The organism is Type-D symbiont of Plautia stali, assembly GCF_001485335.1.
Taxonomy (GTDB): domain Bacteria; phylum Pseudomonadota; class Gammaproteobacteria; order Enterobacterales; family Enterobacteriaceae; genus Pantoea; species Pantoea vagans_C.
In genome coordinates this window covers 31,570-50,047 of sequence record NZ_BBOC01000036.1, presented here as the reverse complement: position 1 = coordinate 50,047, position 18,478 = coordinate 31,570, and the positions used below count along the sequence as shown (strand labels likewise).

17 protein-coding genes are annotated in these 18,478 nt (G+C 54.1%); 8 read left to right on the top strand and 9 right to left on the bottom strand.

What is annotated here, in order from left to right; translation table 11 throughout:
- Positions 1-51: 51 nt before the first annotated feature.
- The 3 genes from PSSD_RS13170 to kdsA are packed head-to-tail and all read left to right on the top strand — an operon-like array spanning position 52 to position 2,136.
- On the top strand, positions 52-450 hold the full coding sequence (locus PSSD_RS13170) for a SirB2 family protein (RefSeq protein WP_039335189.1): 399 nt from the start codon (positions 52-54) through the stop codon (positions 448-450).
- Positions 447-1,256, top strand: coding sequence for an invasion regulator SirB1 (gene sirB1, locus PSSD_RS13165; protein WP_058972533.1), 810 nt, complete (start codon positions 447-449; stop codon positions 1,254-1,256). Before PSSD_RS13170 ends, sirB1 begins: the two co-directional genes overlap by 4 nt.
- A 25-nt stretch (positions 1,257-1,281) precedes the next feature.
- Positions 1,282-2,136, top strand: a complete 855-nt coding sequence (kdsA, locus tag PSSD_RS13160; RefSeq protein WP_039335194.1) for a 3-deoxy-8-phosphooctulonate synthase — start codon at positions 1,282-1,284, stop codon at positions 2,134-2,136.
- 130 nt (positions 2,137-2,266) lie between these two features.
- On the opposite strand, the gene chaA is transcribed toward kdsA, so the two are convergent.
- Complete coding sequence (gene chaA, locus PSSD_RS13155) at positions 2,267-3,358, bottom strand: sodium-potassium/proton antiporter ChaA (RefSeq protein WP_039335196.1); 1,092 nt, start codon at positions 3,356-3,358, stop codon at positions 2,267-2,269.
- A 546-nt stretch (positions 3,359-3,904) separates the two neighbouring features.
- Here chaA and PSSD_RS13150 point away from each other — a divergent pair.
- The gene (locus PSSD_RS13150; RefSeq protein WP_039335199.1) at positions 3,905-4,573 is read left to right on the top strand and encodes a gamma-glutamylcyclotransferase; all 669 of its coding nucleotides are present in this window, start codon (positions 3,905-3,907) and stop codon (positions 4,571-4,573) included.
- Here PSSD_RS13150 and PSSD_RS13145 read toward each other — a convergent pair whose 3' ends face one another.
- From PSSD_RS13145 to PSSD_RS13110, 8 genes are all read right to left on the bottom strand, one after another.
- The gene (locus PSSD_RS13145) at positions 4,574-5,989 is read right to left on the bottom strand and encodes a serine/threonine protein kinase (protein WP_058972532.1); all 1,416 of its coding nucleotides are present in this window, start codon (positions 5,987-5,989) and stop codon (positions 4,574-4,576) included.
- 67 nt (positions 5,990-6,056) lie between these two features.
- A complete protein-coding gene (locus PSSD_RS13140) occupies positions 6,057-7,007 on the bottom strand; it encodes a hypothetical protein (protein ID WP_039335204.1) in 951 nt (316 codons plus the stop codon).
- 14 nt (positions 7,008-7,021) lie between these two features.
- Positions 7,022-7,798 carry a PP2C family protein-serine/threonine phosphatase gene (locus PSSD_RS13135; RefSeq protein ID WP_039335206.1) on the bottom strand — a complete coding sequence of 259 codons (777 nt, stop codon included), beginning with the start codon at positions 7,796-7,798 and terminating at the stop codon, positions 7,022-7,024.
- Positions 7,795-8,910 carry a type VI secretion system-associated FHA domain protein TagH gene (gene tagH, locus PSSD_RS13130; protein ID WP_039335207.1) on the bottom strand — a complete coding sequence of 372 codons (1,116 nt, stop codon included), beginning with the start codon at positions 8,908-8,910 and terminating at the stop codon, positions 7,795-7,797. Before tagH ends, PSSD_RS13135 begins: the two co-directional genes overlap by 4 nt.
- A gap of 33 nt (positions 8,911-8,943) precedes the next feature.
- Positions 8,944-9,642, bottom strand: coding sequence for a type VI secretion system-associated protein TagF (gene tagF / locus PSSD_RS13125; RefSeq protein WP_039335209.1), 699 nt, complete (start codon positions 9,640-9,642; stop codon positions 8,944-8,946).
- Positions 9,643-9,655: 13 nt separating this feature from the next.
- The gene (gene tssM, locus PSSD_RS13120; RefSeq protein ID WP_058972531.1) at positions 9,656-11,770 is read right to left on the bottom strand and encodes a type VI secretion system membrane subunit TssM; all 2,115 of its coding nucleotides are present in this window, start codon (positions 11,768-11,770) and stop codon (positions 9,656-9,658) included.
- A complete protein-coding gene (gene icmH, locus PSSD_RS13115; RefSeq protein WP_039335213.1) occupies positions 11,770-12,984 on the bottom strand; it encodes a type IVB secretion system protein IcmH/DotU in 1,215 nt (404 codons plus the stop codon). Before icmH ends, tssM begins: the two co-directional genes overlap by 1 nt.
- 85 nt (positions 12,985-13,069) lie before the next feature.
- A complete protein-coding gene (locus PSSD_RS13110) occupies positions 13,070-13,561 on the bottom strand; it encodes an SH3 domain-containing protein (RefSeq protein WP_197063365.1) in 492 nt (163 codons plus the stop codon).
- A 485-nt stretch (positions 13,562-14,046) separates the two neighbouring features.
- On the opposite strand from PSSD_RS13110, the gene PSSD_RS13105 reads away from it, so the two are divergent.
- The 4 genes from PSSD_RS13105 to PSSD_RS13090 all read left to right on the top strand — a co-directional run bounded on the left by PSSD_RS13105 (position 14,047) and on the right by PSSD_RS13090 (position 18,474).
- Entirely contained in the window at positions 14,047-15,267 is a 1,221-nt protein-coding gene (locus tag PSSD_RS13105; RefSeq protein WP_058972530.1) for a nitrate regulatory protein, read from the top strand.
- A gap of 267 nt (positions 15,268-15,534) precedes the next feature.
- Positions 15,535-16,788 carry a CmpA/NrtA family ABC transporter substrate-binding protein gene (locus tag PSSD_RS13100; protein WP_058972529.1) on the top strand — a complete coding sequence of 418 codons (1,254 nt, stop codon included), beginning with the start codon at positions 15,535-15,537 and terminating at the stop codon, positions 16,786-16,788.
- An 11-nt stretch (positions 16,789-16,799) separates the two neighbouring features.
- The gene (ntrB, locus tag PSSD_RS13095; RefSeq protein WP_039335218.1) at positions 16,800-17,675 is read left to right on the top strand and encodes a nitrate ABC transporter permease; all 876 of its coding nucleotides are present in this window, start codon (positions 16,800-16,802) and stop codon (positions 17,673-17,675) included.
- Positions 17,676-17,685: 10 nt separating this feature from the next.
- Positions 17,686-18,474, top strand: coding sequence for an ABC transporter ATP-binding protein (locus PSSD_RS13090; RefSeq protein ID WP_058972528.1), 789 nt, complete (start codon positions 17,686-17,688; stop codon positions 18,472-18,474).
- Positions 18,475-18,478 lie beyond the last annotated feature (4 nt).

Below are 18,478 nucleotides of genomic sequence, written 5' to 3'. Positions count from 1 at the left end.
CGGCAATCCCCGCGTTACTCTTGGACAATTTTTCTGATTTAAGGAAGTACGATGGCGAGCTGGTATCCGCTGATTAAACATTTTCACCTCCTGACCGTTGCGCTGACTATCAGCCTGTTTCTGCTGCGTTTTTATTGGCTGACAACCGGTTCTGCCATGCTGCAACGCCGCTGGGTGCGCATCGCGCCTCATATTAATGACACATTTTTGCTACTCAGCGGCGTGGGGTTAGTGGTAATTACGCACTTTTATCCGTTCTCGCCACAAGGAAGCTGGCTGACGGAGAAGCTGTTAGGGGTTATCATCTACATCGCCTTAGGTTCCGTGGCATTGAGCCGTCGCCCACGCAAGATGGGGACACGTTGGATCGCTTGCCTGATTGCAATCGTTGCGTTGCTGTTTGTGATTAAGCTGGCGATGACCAAAATGCCGATATTGGGGATAGTATGACCTCGCCAGAGCAACTCGATTACAGTGAAACACCGTTGAGTGAAGCGGTGATTGGTGCGACCTGCGCCATACGCAATGATTTTTCCGCGCCCTCTGTGCAGCAACAGTTGGCCGCCTTAGTAGATGAAGCCCGTGAGTTTGTCAGCAGTGAGCAGGATGCAGATTTGCAGTTAGGCAAGCTGCTGGAGCTGTTTTATCGCGAATGGGGATTTGGCGGCGCCAGCGGTGTCTACAATTTATCCGATGCACTTTGGATAGATAAAGTGCTGAAGAGCCGTCAGGGCACCGCGGTATCACTGGGCGTGATTCTGCTGCATATCGCGGATGAGCTGGAACTGCCGTTGATGCCGGTGATTTTCCCCACTCAGTTGATTCTGCGTGCCGACTGGCTTGATGGCGAAATGTGGCTGATCAACCCGTTTAACGGCGAGACGCTCGATAAGCATACGTTGGAAGTGTGGCTCAAAGGCAATATCAGCCCGACAGCCAAACTCTACAACGACGATCTCGACGAAGCGAAAACCATCAACGTGATGCGCAAAATGCTCGATACGCTGAAAGCGGCGTTGATGGAAGAGAAGCAGATGGAGCTGGCGCTGAATGTCAGCAAGGTATTGCTGCAGATTGATCCTGATGATCCTTATGAAATACGCGATCGTGGTCTCATCTATGCCCAGCTTGAGTGCGAACATATCGCACTGACGGATTTGACCTACTTTGTTGAGCAGTGTCCTGAGGACCCGGTCAGCGAAATGATTAAAGTGCAGATTCACGCAATTGAACAGAAACAGGTGACGCTGCATTAAGCGTCCCTCGAAAAAAGGAAAAGGCATGACCCAGAAAATAGTGAATATTGGCGATATCAAGGTCGCAAACGATCTGCCATTTGTTCTTTTTGGCGGTATGAACGTGCTGGAATCGCGCGACCTCGCCATGCGTATTTGCGAACACTATGTAAAAGTGACCGATAAACTCGGCATTCCTTACGTGTTCAAAGCCTCTTTTGACAAAGCTAACCGCTCTTCCATCAAATCTTATCGCGGTCCGGGCCTGGAAGAGGGCATGAAGATTTTCCAGGAGCTGAAGCAGGCCTTCGGCGTGAAAATCATCACTGACGTTCATGAAGCATCACAGGCGCAGCCCGTTGCTGATGTGGTTGACGTGATTCAACTGCCTGCCTTCCTCGCACGTCAAACCGATCTGGTTGAAGCAATGGCGAAAACCGGTGCGGTGATTAACGTGAAGAAACCTCAGTTCGTTAGCCCTGGCCAGATGGGTAACATTGTCGATAAATTCGCCGAAGGCGGTAATGACAAAGTGATCCTGTGTGACCGTGGTAGCAACTTTGGCTATGACAATCTGGTTGTGGATATGCTTGGCTTTAACGTGATGAAGAAAGTCACTAACAACAGCCCGGTGATCTTCGACGTGACGCATGCTCTGCAGACCCGAGATCCATTCGGTGCGGCCTCTGGCGGCCGTCGTGCGCAGGTGGGTGAACTGGCCCGTGCGGGTATGGCTGTGGGTATTGCCGGTCTGTTCATTGAAGCGCACCCAGAACCAAACAGCGCGAAGTGCGACGGTCCTTCCGCGCTGCCGCTGGATAAACTGGAGCCGTTCCTGGTGCAGATGAAAGCGATTGATGATCTGGTGAAGAGCTTCCCGGAGCTGGATACCAGCAACTGATTGATTGCTGATGATTGTAAAAAGGCGCCGATGGCGCCTTTTTTTATGGTGGTAGCGGCGCGATTTATCGCGCAATCGTGCAGCGGTGTGACTGCCAGGGGCGCGCAATAAATTGAGCCGCTACGCGTTCCTACAGCATTATCGTCAGCAAATAACCTGCAAACAGCGCCAGGTGCGCGGCACCGTTTAGCACATTGGTACGTCCGGTTGAGAACGAGATGTGGCACAAGATCAATGCTGCACTCATGATCACCATATGCGGTGGCTCCAGGCCAAATATCAGTTGCTGGCCCGTCAGGGTGGCAATGATACTGACTGCGGGAACCGTTAAGGAAATCGTGGCTAACACCGAACCAAAGAACAGGTTCATGGCGCGCTGGACCTGGTTCATTAACACTGCTTTGATCGCCCCCAAACCTTCTGGTGACAGAATCAGCAACGCGACGAGGAAACCGGTGAACTGCGCGGGTGCATTCAGTTCTGTCAGCAGTTGCTCCAGAGTATTGGCGTTCATCTTGGTGACCGCGATAACGGCAATCAGATGCACGATCAACCAAATGGTATGCCACACAGAACTGTGAGCGGAAGGTTTGCCGTGATGGGGATCGCCATCGTCGCCGTCATCTTCATGCTCATACACAAACAGGCTCTGGTGCGTTTTCGTTTGAATCAGCAGGAACACGCCATACATCGCCGCTGAAATAGCCGCGATGATCAGTGCCTGGGCGGTGGTGAAATTACCACCCGGTAACGCGTTAGGGAACACCAACACCAAAATCGCCAACGGGAAAATGGCGATCATGTACTGTTTCACGCCTGCCAGATTCACATATTGCGTAGCAAATTTACGTCCGCCGAGCAGCAGTGCAAAACCAACCAGGCCACCGGTAACAATCATAATGATGGAGTAGAGGGTATCGCGCATCAGCGCCGGTGCAGCATCACCGGTGGCCATTAATGCGGAGATCAGGCTCACTTCTAATATCACCACCGACAGGCTTAAAATCAGCGAACCATAGGGTTCGCCCAGGCGGTGTGCCAGAACGTCGGCGTGACGTACTACGCTGAACGCACTGCAGAGGATTGCTACCAGAGACAGCAAGTTAATGCCGATAACCGGCATCAGCGCGGTTTGGCCGCCAAAGAAGCTCAGCACCGCGAGCGCAGCAATGGGGAAAATCAGCGAGTATTCGGTATGTCGGGTCTTTTCATGTGTAGCCATTCACCATCCTCTCCGGAAAAAAGAACCAAAACAGGCCATCAGTGCCTGATAAATATAATGACTTTTCTGACGCAGCGCAGTGTAACTTTTCAACAGTTGTGTTGCAGAGTCTTTACGCGTTTTTACTTAATGAATATTAATGACCTAAGTTGATAAAACTGAGTGTTATCCAGTAATAACGACTGATATTCATTGGGTTGAAATGAGAGTAAATTCACTTAATTTATAAAATGGCACCAAATTTGACGAGGTTAAATCGCTCTTATTTTGGTTTGATTAAGCAGTTTCGGTTTATTTAACTAAAGTTAGACTTTTCTAACTTGCATGCATGACTCTCTATTAAACCGCCTCCCTAATTCAAGTTCTTCGCCAGGCAGCCGATGCTATTTACGAAGAATTTCCCCTTTGTGATCGGGGTCAATCTTGAAACTTTTATGAAAAATGCATTAATGTCTTCTCTTAAGTCGACGCAACGCGTGTTGCCTGTAAGACATCATCTTTGAGGAGCCGAACCGACAGGATGTCAGCGCAGTAGAGGAGGTCGCATTGTTAACCCGGGAATTTCTTTTAAAAGCGGATTGTAAAACATCCTTTGGCGATATTGACGAAGCGCTGCTGTGGAGCTGTGAAAAGCGCGCAGCATCGCTTGCGGCCACGCTGGCCTGTCGCCCTGACCAAAGCCCGGTCTGGATCTTTGGCTATGGTTCCCTGATGTGGAATCCGGTTTTTGAAGCGGAAGAAGTGGCTTCCGGGCGGCTGGAAGGCTGGCATCGGGCGTTCTGTTTACGCCTTACCGCCGGACGCGGCACGGTAGAGGCTCCTGGTCGTATGCTGGCGCTGAAAGAGGGCGGTGCAACCAGCGGGCTGGCGTTCCGTCTGCCGGAATCCCGACTGCATGATGAACTCGAGTTGTTATGGAAGCGTGAGATGATCACCGGCTGCTACCTGCCAACCTGGTGTGAACTGGAGCTGGATGATGCGCGTAAGGTGACTGCGTTGGTGTTTATCATGGACCCTCGACATCCGCTGTATGAAACCGACTCCTGCCGTAGCACTATCGCGCCATTGATCGCACAAGCGAGTGGGCCGCTGGGAACGAATGCCCAATATCTCTATTCGCTGGAACAGGAGCTGGGCAAACGCGGTATGCAAGAAGAAGCCTTAACGCGTCTGGCCGCAGAGGTCAGAGCGCTGCAAAAATCTGCAGCGCGCTAATCAGGGTTTGCCGGGATTAATCAGCCAGGTTCCCGGCTTATCAATCGTGAGTGATTGCGCCAGCACTTCACTACCATGATGGACTTCAATGCGATAGTTGCCGGCGGCCAGATTCAGCGAGGCAAAACCGCTGCTGGCTGGTTTCACATCCTTCACTTCACCATTCAGCACAATATTGTCGCCTTCCTGCAAGCGCAAATAAACCGTTGCCAGCGAGGGACCAGGATGAGCCGCACTGGGGTTTGCCACGGGTGCGGTTGCTGCAGGGGTCGAGGCGACAGGTGGCGCATCGCTGTGACGATTGGCTTTCCACACCACAACCACCACCGCCAGAATCGCAATCGCCGCCGCGGCAACTAAACCTGGCGACAGACGACGCACATTACGCGGTGTCACGGGTTCAATGGCGGCGGCAGCATGATTCACCGCCATCACCTGAGGTTCTGGCACCACAACCCCGACCGGCTCGGCAGCCGGGACTTCGGCGATCACCGGGAAGGTGGTCACCAGCGCCTCAACATCACTGACAGGTAAATCAATCAGGCTGGCAAAGGCATCAATATTTTGTGGACGGTCAGCCGGCTTCATGGCCAGCGCGCAGTCGATAGCATGAAGCAGCGGCAGCGAGTAGCCCTCTGGCTGGCGTTCGACCAGCGGCTGGTAGTTATCCTCGATACAACGCACCACGCTCACTGGTGGCGCATGACCGGTGATCAGATTGTGTAGCACCGCTCCGAGCGCATAGATATCCGTCCACGGCCCTTGTTCGACTTCGCCCTCTTCGCTGTATTGTTCAATCGGCGCAAAGCCGGGTTTCAGCATGATTTCGGTTTCGTCCGACAGATTGCCGATCTCCTTGCGCGCGGAACCAAAATCGAGCAACACCGGTAACTGGTTTTCCTGAATCTGGATATTATCCAGCGAAATATCACGATGCAGATAACCCGCGGTATGAATGGTATTGATGGCACCAAACAGCGGAGGCAGCAGGCGACGGATCCAGCTTTCACTGATGCTTTCCGGGCTGGTCACTTGCCACTCTTTCAGCGTCATGCCGCTGTAGTAAAGTGTGCCCATATAGGCGGTGCCGTTCTCTTCCCAGAAGCGCAAGACATGCAGCAGACCAGGATGATTAAAACGTGCGAGCAGGCGCGCTTCCTGAATGAAGCTGTTGCGCCCGGCATTAAACAGTTTCTGGAAGCGTTCGCCACGCAGCTCCAGCGACAGGTCGGCAGCACGCACCGCCAGAGAAACCGGCATGTACTCTTTAATCGCGATGGTGCGCTCGAGCTGATGGTCCCAGGCACGATAAACAATGCCAAAGCCACCGCCGCCGATCACTTCCTTGATTTCAAATTCGTTAAACCGATAGCCCGCAGGCAGGGCATTCGGTGTGTGGTTTTCGTTTGCCGACATAGTGAACTCTCTGAACACGTCCTGTAGCGCCCGGTCAACTTCATTGATCCAGGGCGACGATCGCTAATTAATTAATGTTACGCCAGGCACCAATCGCCGGATCGGCCAGATCCGCATGCAGGGTGTCAATCAGTAACACAGTCACTTTTTGCTGTGGCATAAATTGTGGCGACCAGACGCCACGTAAAGTTTCAACTCGCTTCTTAACCGCATCGCTGTCTTGGCCGGCTGTCTTATCCATTTTAATCAGCAGGTTGCCAGTGAAGCGCCACACGTGCTGCTGGCTGTCAAAGGGCAGCACTAGCCAGCTATCATCTGCATCAGGGCGCGTCACTATCATGCGCTGCTTATTCACGGCGACGACTTCCAGCGCTGGGCCGCTTAGCTTAAGGTCGGCAATCGGGTAGCCCTGATAAAAGTTAACCGCCACGCTGCGGGTATTACCGTTGTTCATCAGCGTGATATCACTTGGGCCTTCCAGCCAACCTTCGGTCGAGCAGTGCTGTTGCGGATTGTCAGGAATAAAGAGTGAATCGCCATTTTCATCCCACCAGGTGCGGAAATGACATCCGGCCGGCAAAGCGAAGTGTTGCAAGGGGGCCGTATCTGCTGGTTTTGACAGGTCAAGCGGGGCGGCGTTACTGGCACTGGCGCTGGCAGTGGCATCGTTAATCACAATAGGGCGCCAGTTTTGCAGTTTGGCTGCGCTACCATTCGCCAGGACGCTCCCGTCTTTGTTGGTCATCTGCCAGGGGAGTTCATCCAGCGTGCCACACTGATTCGCTAACAGCGTCCCCACGCGTGGCAGGAAGCTGGTCAGGATGCTGGAATCGGTGCTTTTACCTGAAACAATGCGTAACGGCAGTGTCTCTTTACACCAGTCATTCGGCGAATTGCTGGCCACGTTATCGATATAAACTTCCAATGACAGGCTCGGCGAGTAAACCACGCGATAATCATCAGCTTGTGCATTTAGAGCCAGCAACAGGGTCGCTAAACCCGGCAACCACACTTTCATAAGGATCCTTGGAATCAATAACGTGTCGGCAGAAAACGTGCCGCATCGGCCTGGGAATAAAGCAGCGTCGCTTCCTGCGGCTCGCCAATCCAGATTGCCAGAGCGCTGAGATTGTCGCTTTTAACACTGCGGTTAACGGCTTGTTCCATCAAAGTCAGCCACTCTTCGCAGGCATTGACCATGCGCAGGGCTTGTTCCATCTCGTGGGTGGTCAGATTGAGCCAAAACCCATCGGTACAGACCAAAAACGCATCACCATCGGTGAGCGAAATCACTTCACTGAAGGTGGCGGGACGGGCAGGCTCAACACCGAGCGCATTATAAAGTAAATTACTGTTAATGCCGGAATTTTCATAGCCCGCTTCACGTAACTGTTGAGCCAGACTGTGGTCACGCGTGACCTGACTCAAGACCCCGTGACGGAAGTGATAAACCCGGCTGTCACCTGCGTGCGCCCACCATGCGCGCTGTGTTTGGCGGTCGATAAAGAGTGCGGCGAGCGTGGTGCTCATGCGGGCATATTTCGGATTATTTCCCTGCGCCTCCAGCAATACCTGCTGGCATTGCTCAATGGCGGCACGGGTGCTGTCAGGGGTAAAGGTGTCGCTGTTGTGCAAAGAGGTCAGCAGCGTGTCCCGAACGATCTGTGCCGCCATATCGCCACCCGGTAAGCCCGCAACGCCATCACATACTAAAAAGCAGGCTTTGTGTTCGTCGAGTTCTGCCCCGGTGCGGTCTTGATTTTCGTCGCGCATTCCCTGCTGGCAGCGACTGGCAAACATCATCTTCATGCGTCTTCAGTCCGCGTCTGTGAATCTTTGTACTGGTTAACTTCCATATCGTAGGCGTGCAAAAAGGCTTCGCCAAACAGCGTGTGGAAGTCATCTTCAATTTCGCCGGCCGTGCGCTGATAGTGGCGTGAGAAGTAATCCCACAACGCCGCTTTGCGTCCACCATTAAACGGCAGCTTTGGCAACACGCCGTCTTTACGTGCCTCTTCTTCCAGCCGTTGCGGGTTAAACGACTGCAGCATAGCGGCAATGATGGCGCGGATACCGGCAATCATGCCCAGCTGGTGAGCTTGCAAATCCACTAATGCATCGCGCACAGCAGCTTCCGGTGACATAAAGCCGGGCATCTGGCTCTGGTAGATCTGCATCAGTACGGTCTTGCCCGATGGCAGAATTTTAAAAGGGTTGTTGGCTTCGTTCAGGATCATCGTCATATCGGCTTTGACTCCACGCTTCAAAATTGAGCGCGAAGAGAGCAGAGCGACGGTGCCTTGGGAAAACAGGCTCAACATGCGACCGGTGACACGCATTTGCTCTTCGGTGAAGGGCGTTTGGTGTCCGTTGTTGAGTCCCATACCTTCTAACAGTGCCGCAATCAGCTTATCCTGATCGGCACCCGGTAATGCGGCAGGGAGAGCGGGTGAATCACTTTGGGGATCGATGGCGAGGCGTGGATCTGTGCGACGCTCGTGGCGAACAGTGGCGGTCTCTGGCAGGACATCAGGTTCCTGTTGAATACCGAGCGGGTCATCCGCACTCTCTGCAAAGAACGCCAGTGGATCATCTTGTTGACTGTTCTGACAGGCTGGGTCGTTCACTTGCAAGCCATACTCACCGATTTGTAAGGCATCGCCGTGATGTAACAGCACTTGCGAACCACGTTGCAGAACCATGCCATTGAGCACCACTGAGGTGACGCTGCCCTGATTGGTCAAACGGCATTCGCCTTCAGGTGACAGATGCACCAGTGCTTGCAAACGCGAAATCGCGCGTGTCTCGTCAGGCAGCACCAGATCGTTGTCCTGACTGCGGCCGATAGTTCCCCCCGGCGGTTTAAAGGCGACCGTCTTTGCGGGCACATCCGTATTGCACTGCACAATGGTAAATTGCATGAGTCATCCCATTAACAAGGAAAACGCGACAGCCTATTCAAACATCGGTGGATAGAGGCCATTGCGTCCCGGCTGAGCACCAGATGCCGGGTTAAACAGTAAGGAAAAAAGTTGCGCGGTGAGCGGCCCACTGTGTTTGTGTGTGGCATGGGCAAATCCGTCACTGCGATTACTCCACCAGTAGCTAATATGCTGCTGCGGATCAAATCGGTCTGCCACTTCACGCCAGCTCAGTGTGCAGGGCAGGTCATCAAAACCAATGACATCCATAATGTCGCTGCGCTGGTTATCTGGCACCATCAGCGGAGCTAACTGTTGCATCTGCTGTTCCAGCACATCCGGGCTGAGACGATCTTTCACGCTGCGCAATAGCAAAGCACCCAGCTCTTGATACCAATCTCCTGACATCGCCAATTGCGCGCTATGCCAGTGGCTGAGCGGAAAACTGCGTAATGCCAGCAGCGGCCAACTACGGCCTACGCGATCGCAAGAGGGCAATAAACAGCCCATCTGAACCTGCTGACGTAGCGGCGACAGCGGCAACACAAAGTTCCACACCGGCGCACGCAAAAAGAGCGGAGTGTTCGCGTCGGATTGTTGGTGCCAATGCATCAGCCCTTGTTGAAACCAGTGGCTCCAGGGCGTCACGGTATTCTCGCTCAGGCGCTGGCGCAGAAAATCTCCGGTGGCCGGTAATTTGCCGTACCAACCCGGCGCGGTATGCGTCGCCATTGTTACCTCACCATTACTCACTGTGTCCGGTCAATCGCTGCGACAACGCATCTGGCACAATCGCCAGCGTGTTGCCGTTGTCACCGGCATTTTTCAGATTCTCCGCAAGCTTGCGCATCATCAACGCGTTGTCTCGCGCATAAGGCGATGACTGAATCTGCTGATCCAACAGTTGGCTGAGATGCCAGTCCAACTGCTGCAAATCGCGAGCGCTGACATTTTCCGGCAGATTTCGCTGCAGGTTTTGCATCAGCCAGCCACGCAAAAACTCGCCGTCATAATTTCGCGGCTGATAAAGCATTTGATAGGCGCGCAGCGCATTACGACTGTACTCATTATCGTTCCCCGGATCGTTACGCAGCAGATTGGTAATCTGTTGAGCGACACGAGGCAACAGCAGAGACTTAAGCGCATTTTGATAAAGCACCCATGCAGCATCACTCACCTGGTTGCCACGATATAAACCCACGCGCATGGTAAGCGGCGGATTGTCGAGGGAAAAACGCTCTGATAATGGCAGTTTTACCAGGTTATTTAAGAAGGGTAGCAGATCAAAAATATTATCGGCTGGCTGATGCAATACCTGCTGACTTTGCACGGTGATCGGGGCAATGCGTGCCGAGACCTGGTCGAGATAACGCTGGTTCTGCAGATAACTGGCCAGCCATAAACCCGACAGCAGCAGCAACGCTCCGGTCAACGCACCATATCCGATCCAATGGAACAGTCGGTTGCGATATTCCCAGTGCCGATTACTGCCGGCCAGACCGCTTTCGCGAAACACCAGGTCGCTCAGAAGATCGCGAATAAAGAAGCTCTGGCCTTTGTTACCCGGGATAGGATTGTGGCGGGTGACGCTATCCCAGGTGGCAAAACTGTTTTCACCGGTGTGCGGTAACTGCAACTTACGGTTCAGTTCCCCCATAATGCGGTCAAACGGCAGTCCTTCCTGGGTGCCGCTGGTAAAGAACAGGCCGCGTGCCGACCACGCGATTTCATCCTCATGACGAGAGAACACCACATCAAGATACTCATTGAGCAGCGGGCGCAATGAGCTGAACTCCTGCGGAAACAGAAAACTGTCCGCGCGTTGGGTGAGATCGCGCTCGTTCGCCATCACATTGGCGAGTTGTTGCTGTAAACGCTGCTCTAATTGTCGGTATTGTTGGGTAAAGCTGTTGTGCCAGTCATCTTTATGCGGTTTGCCGGGCTCCCACGGGAAGGTAAAACCCCAGATGGCATCGCGTTGCGGTTTGCTTAAACCGGCATGGAAGCTCATAAAGCCTTTCAGCAGGTCGGTTTTGGTCACCATCACATACACCGGGAAGTGAATTCCGGTTTGCTGATGCAGTTCCTGCATGCGCATACGCAGTGCGCTGGCCTGCGCGTGACGGGCCTCAGCCGAGTCCGTGAGCAGGTCCGAGACGCTGATCGTCATGATCACACCGTTGATCGGCTGACGGGTACGATAACGCTTTAACAGATTGATAAAACTCTGCCACTCGGCACCATCACGGGCGCGTTGGCTCTCTTGCAGGGCATAACGGCCAGCGGTGTCGATCAGGACTGCGCTATCCGTAAACCACCAGTCACAGTGGCGTGTACCACCAACGCCACGCACCGCGCCTTTACCCAGACTGTCCGTGAGCGGGAATTCGAGGCCGGCATTCAGCAGTGCGGTGGTCTTGCCCGCGCCGGGTGCGCCCATCATCACATACCACGGTAGTTGATAAAGATAGTGGCTCTGGAAACGTGCCAGCCAACTCTGCTGATGACGACGACCAAACTGGGTGCGTTTTAATCGCAGTGCGGCTTCGCTGAAGCGCTGTGCCAGTAGCGTATCCGTGGCCTGTCGGTCAGAGAGCTCCTCACTGTTCATTTCCTGAAGGCGGTTAAGCATTTTGCTGTTGAACCAGCCACGCCAGATTGCCGGAATAAACTGGAACAGCACCCAGCAGAAGAACAACAGGCCAACCACGCACTGACGAGCGAAAATCGGCTCAAGCGGACGGGTATCACCCCAGGTCCATAGCGGGCCCAACATCCACAGCACGCAACTCAGGGCCGTGACGCCAATCAGGCTCCACAACAGGCGGTGGGTTAAAAAATGTTGCATCGATGCACGCATCACTGACCTCCCGGATGATTGCCAAGGGTTTCCGGTGCCGCAAACAGGGTGATTTCTACGCGCCGGTTGCGCGCGCGATTTTCATTGCTGTCGTTGGGAAGCAGGGGATTACTGTCGCCGCGCCCTTCAGCTTTCACGCTGTGTCCTTCAGCGAGCTGCGGATTGAGTAACTGCGTAACGGCGCGTGCGCGGGCAAAAGAGAATTCGTAACTGGAAGCAAAGCGACCATCAACCGGGCTGTTATCGGTGTACACCGAGACCAAAACGGTGCCTTTCACCGTTTTCATTGCGCTGGCGACGTGCGCCAGCAGTGCGCGGCCAACCTGATTGACCACGGTGCCATCAGATGAAAACAGTTTGTCTGCGGGGATGATCACTTTACTGCCGAATGCGCCATCACTTACCTCTAACTGGCCTGCAGCAATCACATCATTTAAACGTTGATGAAGATCGAGCAAGGCTTGTGGTGAGGTAGGACGACGGCCAGGCATGATTTGTGGCAATGGCGTTTGATAGATGGCGCGAAGCAGGGGTTCAGCTGCATTGCCCAATCGCCAGTTGAGGCCGCTGTATATCAGGCAGGCAATCAAAGCGGCTAAGGTGGCGCAAGCCCACAGCGGCACCATGGGGCGCGTCAGGCTGCTCACCAAGGGATGCACTTCAACCAGCGGCGCGGCCGGGTTAACGGTAGTCGGGCGAGTTTCCTGAATTAACTGTGCCAGGCGCTTGCGAATGCTGTCACACTGGGCGCGACCACTGTCGCTGCCACGATAGCGGCCTTCATAGCCCAGTAGCAGGCAATAGTGGATCACTTCCAGCAGCCAGAGGTGTTGCTGTGGACTCTGCGAAACGCGTGACAGCAGTTGGAAAACTTTTTCACCGCCCCAGCTTTCGTTGTGGAAAGTCACCAGCATGCCGTTGCCAGACCATACGCCTCGCGTGCCCCATGGCGTTTGTGCCGCGGCTTCATCCAGCACGCTGCATAGGCAATAGCGTGCGCCAATGATCATCTCAAAGGGCAGTCCCGCTTGCTTGCAGCGTTGTTCAAACTGGCGGATTTCTTCGATCAAAAGCTGGCGTAAACCGGCAGGATCATCATGCGTGGCAGCCTGCCGCAGGCGAACAACGGCATTCAGTATCGGTGCTGCGGCATTAAGCAAAAGGTTATCATTGCCCGCGACAATGCCATCGCGTGCAACAGAATCCTGGGTCATTAAATCTCGATTTTCCTGGCAATGGCGCTATTTCTTGTCCGCAAAGAGCGACCTTTCTGCGGACAATCTGCGCCGTATTGCATTATCAGTCTAGGATCCAGGTCGCGGTATCGTTGGTGCGACATGCCTTGCTGGCGCCTCCAACGGCCACACAGACCTGTTTGTTGCGGCGGGGGCGTGGACGATCGCTACGCACGGTGGCGTCATAACGGCTGCTTTCCACCCCAGCCTTGGGCGGAATATAACCAATCAGCTGTCCATTCGGTTCATCAGCAACGGCTAACCAGCTGTGCTCAACACGGCCAAGCACTTCAAACGACTTAGCATTGTCGAGATAACGCACCACTTTGCCGCCAAAATCAGGCGTGGTCATGACCGAAGCAGCATAGAGTGCGCGAAAACTTTCATTGACCGGCGTGAACTCGGCTGGTGCTGCCACCGCATTCCGGTGAACCAGCTTAACGCCATTGACTTCACTGGTGACCAAAGTGTCATCAGTAACGGGCGGCGTTGGCGCTTTACAACCCGCTAACGTTAACACCGCCAGTAGGGTTAGCACGAGACTCTTATTCACCATGAACCTCAAATTTCATCAGATTAGCTGCAGATTAAAATGCGGCACACGCAATGGAAGCGGGCAGATTACGCAGCAAGAAAGCCATCAAAAAACAGTCAGATTACAGAAAGATAGTGCTGTGCTCAGTCTACCTAAGACTTTTGAGAATTCAAACCATTGCACCGAGAGAAATCCCGTGCTACCGGGCGAAAATGTAGCTGGAACAGGTGATAAAAAACACGTGCTGAGGGTGATATATAAGATGAATTTACTTATTTACCAGTGGAAGTGTAAAACGCAGGCGAAAACACAATTTTCGCACAATGGATATAATGAAAATTATTAAATAAGATTAATCTATTTTTGACGTTAAAAAAAGATTGCGCCAGTAAACAATTTTCTGACTTTCAGAATTTACGGGCGCCCATCCGTCCAAATTGAAGTCGAGTTCGGCACGGCTTTTGCTTGAGTATTGCCCTAAATTTGCCTGATTGTGGGAGTCAGCAATGAACCGGGCTCTGGAGTATCTACGTGCTAGCCGCGCCAGCGAGATTGCGAGTCTGCAACGTTTATTACGTACGGGCGAGCAAATTCTTGCGCTCAGTGAATTAATCCATGTGCTGCAGCGTGAGCGCGGTGCCAGCAATATCTGGCTGTGTTCAGAGGGCCGCCTGTTTGGTGATGAGCTGGAAGCGCGTGCGATTGAGGTGCAGCAGCGGCAAGACGTAGCGATGGCAATGTTACCTGCCGCTGTCGCGCAACCGGGCTACAGTCGGTTTTGCATGTTAATCGCCGCCGCGTTGCAGGCACTCAATAGCCTGCCAGTATTGCGTCAGCAGGTGCGCAAACAAAGTTGTCGCCACGCGCAAGCCATGGAGGCGTTCAACCATGTGATTCGCACATTACTCAACCTGGTATTTGAAGCTGCAGACACCGCAAGCGAACCGGAAATTTCTCGTGCGCTAATCGCCCTCTTTAGTTTTATGCAGGGAAAGGAGTTGGCTGGTCAGGAGCGCGCGACGGGTTCGGCAGGTTTTGCTGCCGGGACCTTTAGCCCGGAACAACGCCAGCGCATTCTGGCACTGATCGCTGCTCAGGAGCAGAGTTTCAACACCTTCAGCCAGTTCGCTGACAGCCAAAATCTACAACGCTGGCAGGAAATGGCTGACGCGGGCAGCCAAATTGAACGGCTGCGGCGTATTGCCTGCACCGATGTGCCTTGTGGTGAAAATGGAGTTCTCCAATGGTTTACGCTGCTGAGCCAGCGGCTGGATCAGATGAAACAAATAGAAGATACGTTGTGCATTACCCTCATGAACTGCTGTCAGCGTGCGATTAGCGCCAGTGAACAGGCGGACCCGCAACAGGTGGCACACCGTGAAGAGGCCAGTTTCTCTCTTTATATCGCCGGGGCCAGTTGGCTGGACGGGCAGGAAACCACGCTCGACAGTCAGGGCCTCGCGCCGCAACTGGGCCGTTCAGTACTTTCACTGATCGGCGAACAGGCGCAGCGTTTAAAGGCGCAGGCCGATGAACTGGCCACCATGCGTGCGTCACTCGATGAACGAAAAATTGTCGATCAAGCCAAAAGCTGGTTGATGGAGCAACACGGTTTTAGTGAGCAGGATGCCTGGCAAGCCCTGCGAAAAAGTGCCATGAATCAAAACAAACGCATCCTGGACATCGCCCAAGCCATCCTGGCCGTTGCGGCAACGTTGAAGTCATAACTCCAAGGAGGTAGTTGCACAAAGCCTGTGCGTATTGTGCGTCAGCACAGTGCAGATTTGCGCACTTTCACTGATTCAAGTGGGGTGCCGTGCTGATTCTTTAAGAGAATTTTTTTGGCACAGGCTTTGCAATACCTTACTGACATTGCGCATTTGTTTCGCCAACGGCGGTGAAGCGAGTGCTTTGGATAAAGGCGTCCGGCCCCATGTTTTTACAGCATGCGGGAGGACGCCTTTTTTTATTTCTTTTTTTTCAGGATGCGCATGATGAGCAAAACGCGGTTTTCGGTATCACGTCGTCAGTTTCTACTGGGCAGTGCGGTGGTAGGTGGCAGCTATTTACTGCCGGGCTTACGCAATGCGGTGTGGGCTGCCGGCTCGGATGCGCCAGAAAAAAGCAGCGTTCGCGTTGGCTTTATTCCCCTCACTGACTGCGCGCCAGTGGTGATGGCCTCAGTGAAAGGCTTCGACAAAAAATATGGACTCACACTGCAGCCAAGCAAAGAGGCCAGTTGGGCGGCGGTACGCGACAAACTGACGGCGGGTGAACTGGATGCCGCGCATGCGCTATACGGCATGATCTATGGCCTGCAATTAGGTGTCGCAGGGCCACAGCACGACATGGCCAACCTGATGACGCTGAATAACAACGGTCAGGCCATCACACTCGCAAACCAACTGAAAGAGCAAAAGGTCACGGATGCAGTCAGCCTGCAAAAGCTGATTGCGAGCCAGGCAAAAGGCAGTTACACCTTCGCGCACACCTTTCCCACCAGTACCCACGCCATGTGGCTCTATTACTGGCTGGCGAATGCAGGTATCGACCCATTTGAAGATGTGCGCACCGTGGTGGTACCGCCACCGCAAATGGTGATGAACATGAAAATGGGCAACATGAGTGGTTTCTGCGTTGGCGAACCCTGGAACCAGCGCGCCATCAGCGACAACATCGGATTCACTGCCGCCACCACACAGCAAATTTGGCCGGACCATCCTGAAAAAATCCTCGCGACACGGGCGCAATGGGTGCAAGAGAACCCCAACACCGCGCGTGCAATGACGGCTGCGGTCCTCGAAGCCGCCCGCTGGATCGATGCCTCTGACGAAAACCGCAAAGAGACTGCCGCTGTGTTAGCCGGGCGAGCGTGGATCAACACCAAAGTTGAAACGCTGGAAGGCCGCATGCTGGGCCATTACGAGAATGGCCTGGGCCAGAGCTGGCAAGACGGCCACTCGATGCGCTTCTACCGCGAAGGCGAAGTGAGCTTCCCATGGATCTCCGATGGCATGTGGTTCCTGACGCAGATGAAGCGCTGGGGGATGGTGAAAACCGCGCCCGATTACGCCGCCATCGCACGGAAAATCAACCGTATCGACATTTACAAACAAGCCGCCAGCGCGGTGGGTGGCGTCTCCGTGCCGTCTGCCGAGATGCGCAGCAGCACGCTGATTGACGGCAAAGTGTGGGATGGCAGCAATCCTGCCGCCTATGCCGACAGTTTCGCCATTAAACGTAGCTAAGTGAGGTCAGCATGAAATCTGAAGCCCGTACGCTGAAAGTGGCGACTCCCGCCGTCGCTCAACCGGCGCAGGTGATTGCGCTGAACGTCGCACAACAACCGCGAGCACGGCAACGCTGGCTGCGGCCGCTGTTACTGCGGCTGATCCCGGCGAGTTGCGGACTGATCGTCCTGCTATTCGTCTGGCAGTTGGCCGCCATGTCGAGCAAAGGTTTTCCTGGGCCGTTGGCGACCTGGCAAGCGGCAGTGACGCTGTTCGCCGACCCCTTTTACAACAACGGCCCCAACGATCAGGGCATCGGCTGGAATGTCGTGGCATCGCTGCAACGTGTGGCGGTGGGATTTGGTCTGGCAGCGCTGGTGGGGATACCCGCAGGTTTCCTGATTGGGCGCTTCACCTTTGTGGCACGCATGTTCAATCCCATCATCGCACTGCTGCGTCCTGTCAGCCCTTTAGCGTGGTTACCGATTGGTCTGCTGCTGTTTCAACGCGCGGAGCCTGCCTCCAGCTGGACCATTTTCATCTGCTCAATCTGGCCGATGGTGATTAACACCGCCGAAGGAGTGCAGCGTATCCCCCAGGATTACCTCAATGTGGCCCGTGTCTTGCGCCTTAACGAATGGACGGTGATGCGCCGCATTCTGTTCCCAGCGGTTCTGCCCGCTGTGTTGACCGGTATGCGCCTCTCGATGGGTATCGCCTGGCTGGTGATTGTTGCCGCGGAGATGTTAACGGGGGGGCTGGGCATCGGTTTCTGGATCTGGAACGAGTGGAACAACCTCAACGTCGAAAACATCCTGATTGCCATCGTGGTGATTGGTGTCATTGGGTTGCTGCTGGAGCAGGCATTGATGCTGCTGGCACGTCGTTTTAGCTGGGATAAATAAGGAGCCAACCATGAACCTCATTATTCGCGTTCAGCAGGTCAGCCAGTGTTTCAACACCGCCAGCGGTGAATTCCTGGCACTCGATAACGTTAGCTTTGATATTCACCCGGGTGAAACTCTCAGCCTGATTGGTCACTCAGGCTGCGGTAAATCCACCTTGCTTAACCTGATTGCCGGATTGACCCAACCCAGCAGCGGCGTATTGCTGTGTGAAAACCGCGAAATCAGTGGCCCCGGTCCAGAGCGTGCCGTGGTGTTCCAAAACCATTCATTGCTGCCGTGGCTCACGGCTTACCAAAATGTCGAACTGGCGGTACAGCAGGTGTTTAAGGGGCAGATGAACAAAAGCGAAATGAGTGAGTGGATCGAACACAACCTCAATCGCGTGCAGATGAGCCACGCCATGCACAAGCGGCCAGCGGAAATCTCCGGCGGCATGAAACAGCGTGTGGGCATTGCGCGTGCGCTGGCGATGAAACCGCGCGTGCTACTACTGGACGAGCCGTTTGGCGCACTGGATGCCCTGACGCGAGCACATTTGCAAGACAGCGTGATGCGCATTCAGCAGGAGCTGAAGACCACCATTGTGCTGATCACCCACGATGTGGATGAGGCCGTGCTGCTGTCAGACCGCGTGTTGATGATGACCAACGGGCCTGCGGCACAAGTCGGTGAGATTCTCACCATCGATCTGCCGCGTCCACGTTCTCGCGTGGCCTTGGCTGACGAGCCGCGCTATCACCAGTTGCGTCAGCAGATTCTGCACTTCCTCTACGAAAAGCAGACTGCGGTCGCATAAGGAA

Bases quoted from the DNA above. Each gene is read 5' to 3' on its own strand.
- PSSD_RS13100 (WP_058972529.1), top strand. From the start codon at position 15,535: ATGAGCAAAACGCGGTTTTCGGTATCACGTCGTCAGTTTCTACTGGGC.
- PSSD_RS13145 (WP_058972532.1), bottom strand. From the start codon at position 5,989: ATGTCGGCAAACGAAAACCACACACCGAATGCCCTGCCTGCGGGCTAT.
- tagF (WP_039335209.1), bottom strand. From the start codon at position 9,642: ATGGCGACGCATACCGCGCCGGGTTGGTACGGCAAATTACCGGCCACC.
- PSSD_RS13105 (WP_058972530.1), top strand. From the start codon at position 14,047: ATGAACCGGGCTCTGGAGTATCTACGTGCTAGCCGCGCCAGCGAGATT.
- PSSD_RS13090 (WP_058972528.1), top strand. From the start codon at position 17,686: ATGAACCTCATTATTCGCGTTCAGCAGGTCAGCCAGTGTTTCAACACC.
- tssM (WP_058972531.1), bottom strand. From the start codon at position 11,770: ATGCGTGCATCGATGCAACATTTTTTAACCCACCGCCTGTTGTGGAGC.
- PSSD_RS13170 (WP_039335189.1), top strand. From the start codon at position 52: ATGGCGAGCTGGTATCCGCTGATTAAACATTTTCACCTCCTGACCGTT.
- sirB1 (WP_058972533.1), top strand. From the start codon at position 447: ATGACCTCGCCAGAGCAACTCGATTACAGTGAAACACCGTTGAGTGAA.
- PSSD_RS13140 (WP_039335204.1), bottom strand. From the start codon at position 7,007: ATGAAAGTGTGGTTGCCGGGTTTAGCGACCCTGTTGCTGGCTCTAAAT.
- kdsA (WP_039335194.1), top strand. From the start codon at position 1,282: ATGACCCAGAAAATAGTGAATATTGGCGATATCAAGGTCGCAAACGAT.
- icmH (WP_039335213.1), bottom strand. From the start codon at position 12,984: ATGACCCAGGATTCTGTTGCACGCGATGGCATTGTCGCGGGCAATGAT.
- PSSD_RS13135 (WP_039335206.1), bottom strand. From the start codon at position 7,798: ATGAAGATGATGTTTGCCAGTCGCTGCCAGCAGGGAATGCGCGACGAA.
- ntrB (WP_039335218.1), top strand. From the start codon at position 16,800: ATGAAATCTGAAGCCCGTACGCTGAAAGTGGCGACTCCCGCCGTCGCT.
- chaA (WP_039335196.1), bottom strand. From the start codon at position 3,358: ATGGCTACACATGAAAAGACCCGACATACCGAATACTCGCTGATTTTC.
- tagH (WP_039335207.1), bottom strand. From the start codon at position 8,910: ATGCAATTTACCATTGTGCAGTGCAATACGGATGTGCCCGCAAAGACG.
- PSSD_RS13110 (WP_197063365.1), bottom strand. From the start codon at position 13,561: ATGGTGAATAAGAGTCTCGTGCTAACCCTACTGGCGGTGTTAACGTTA.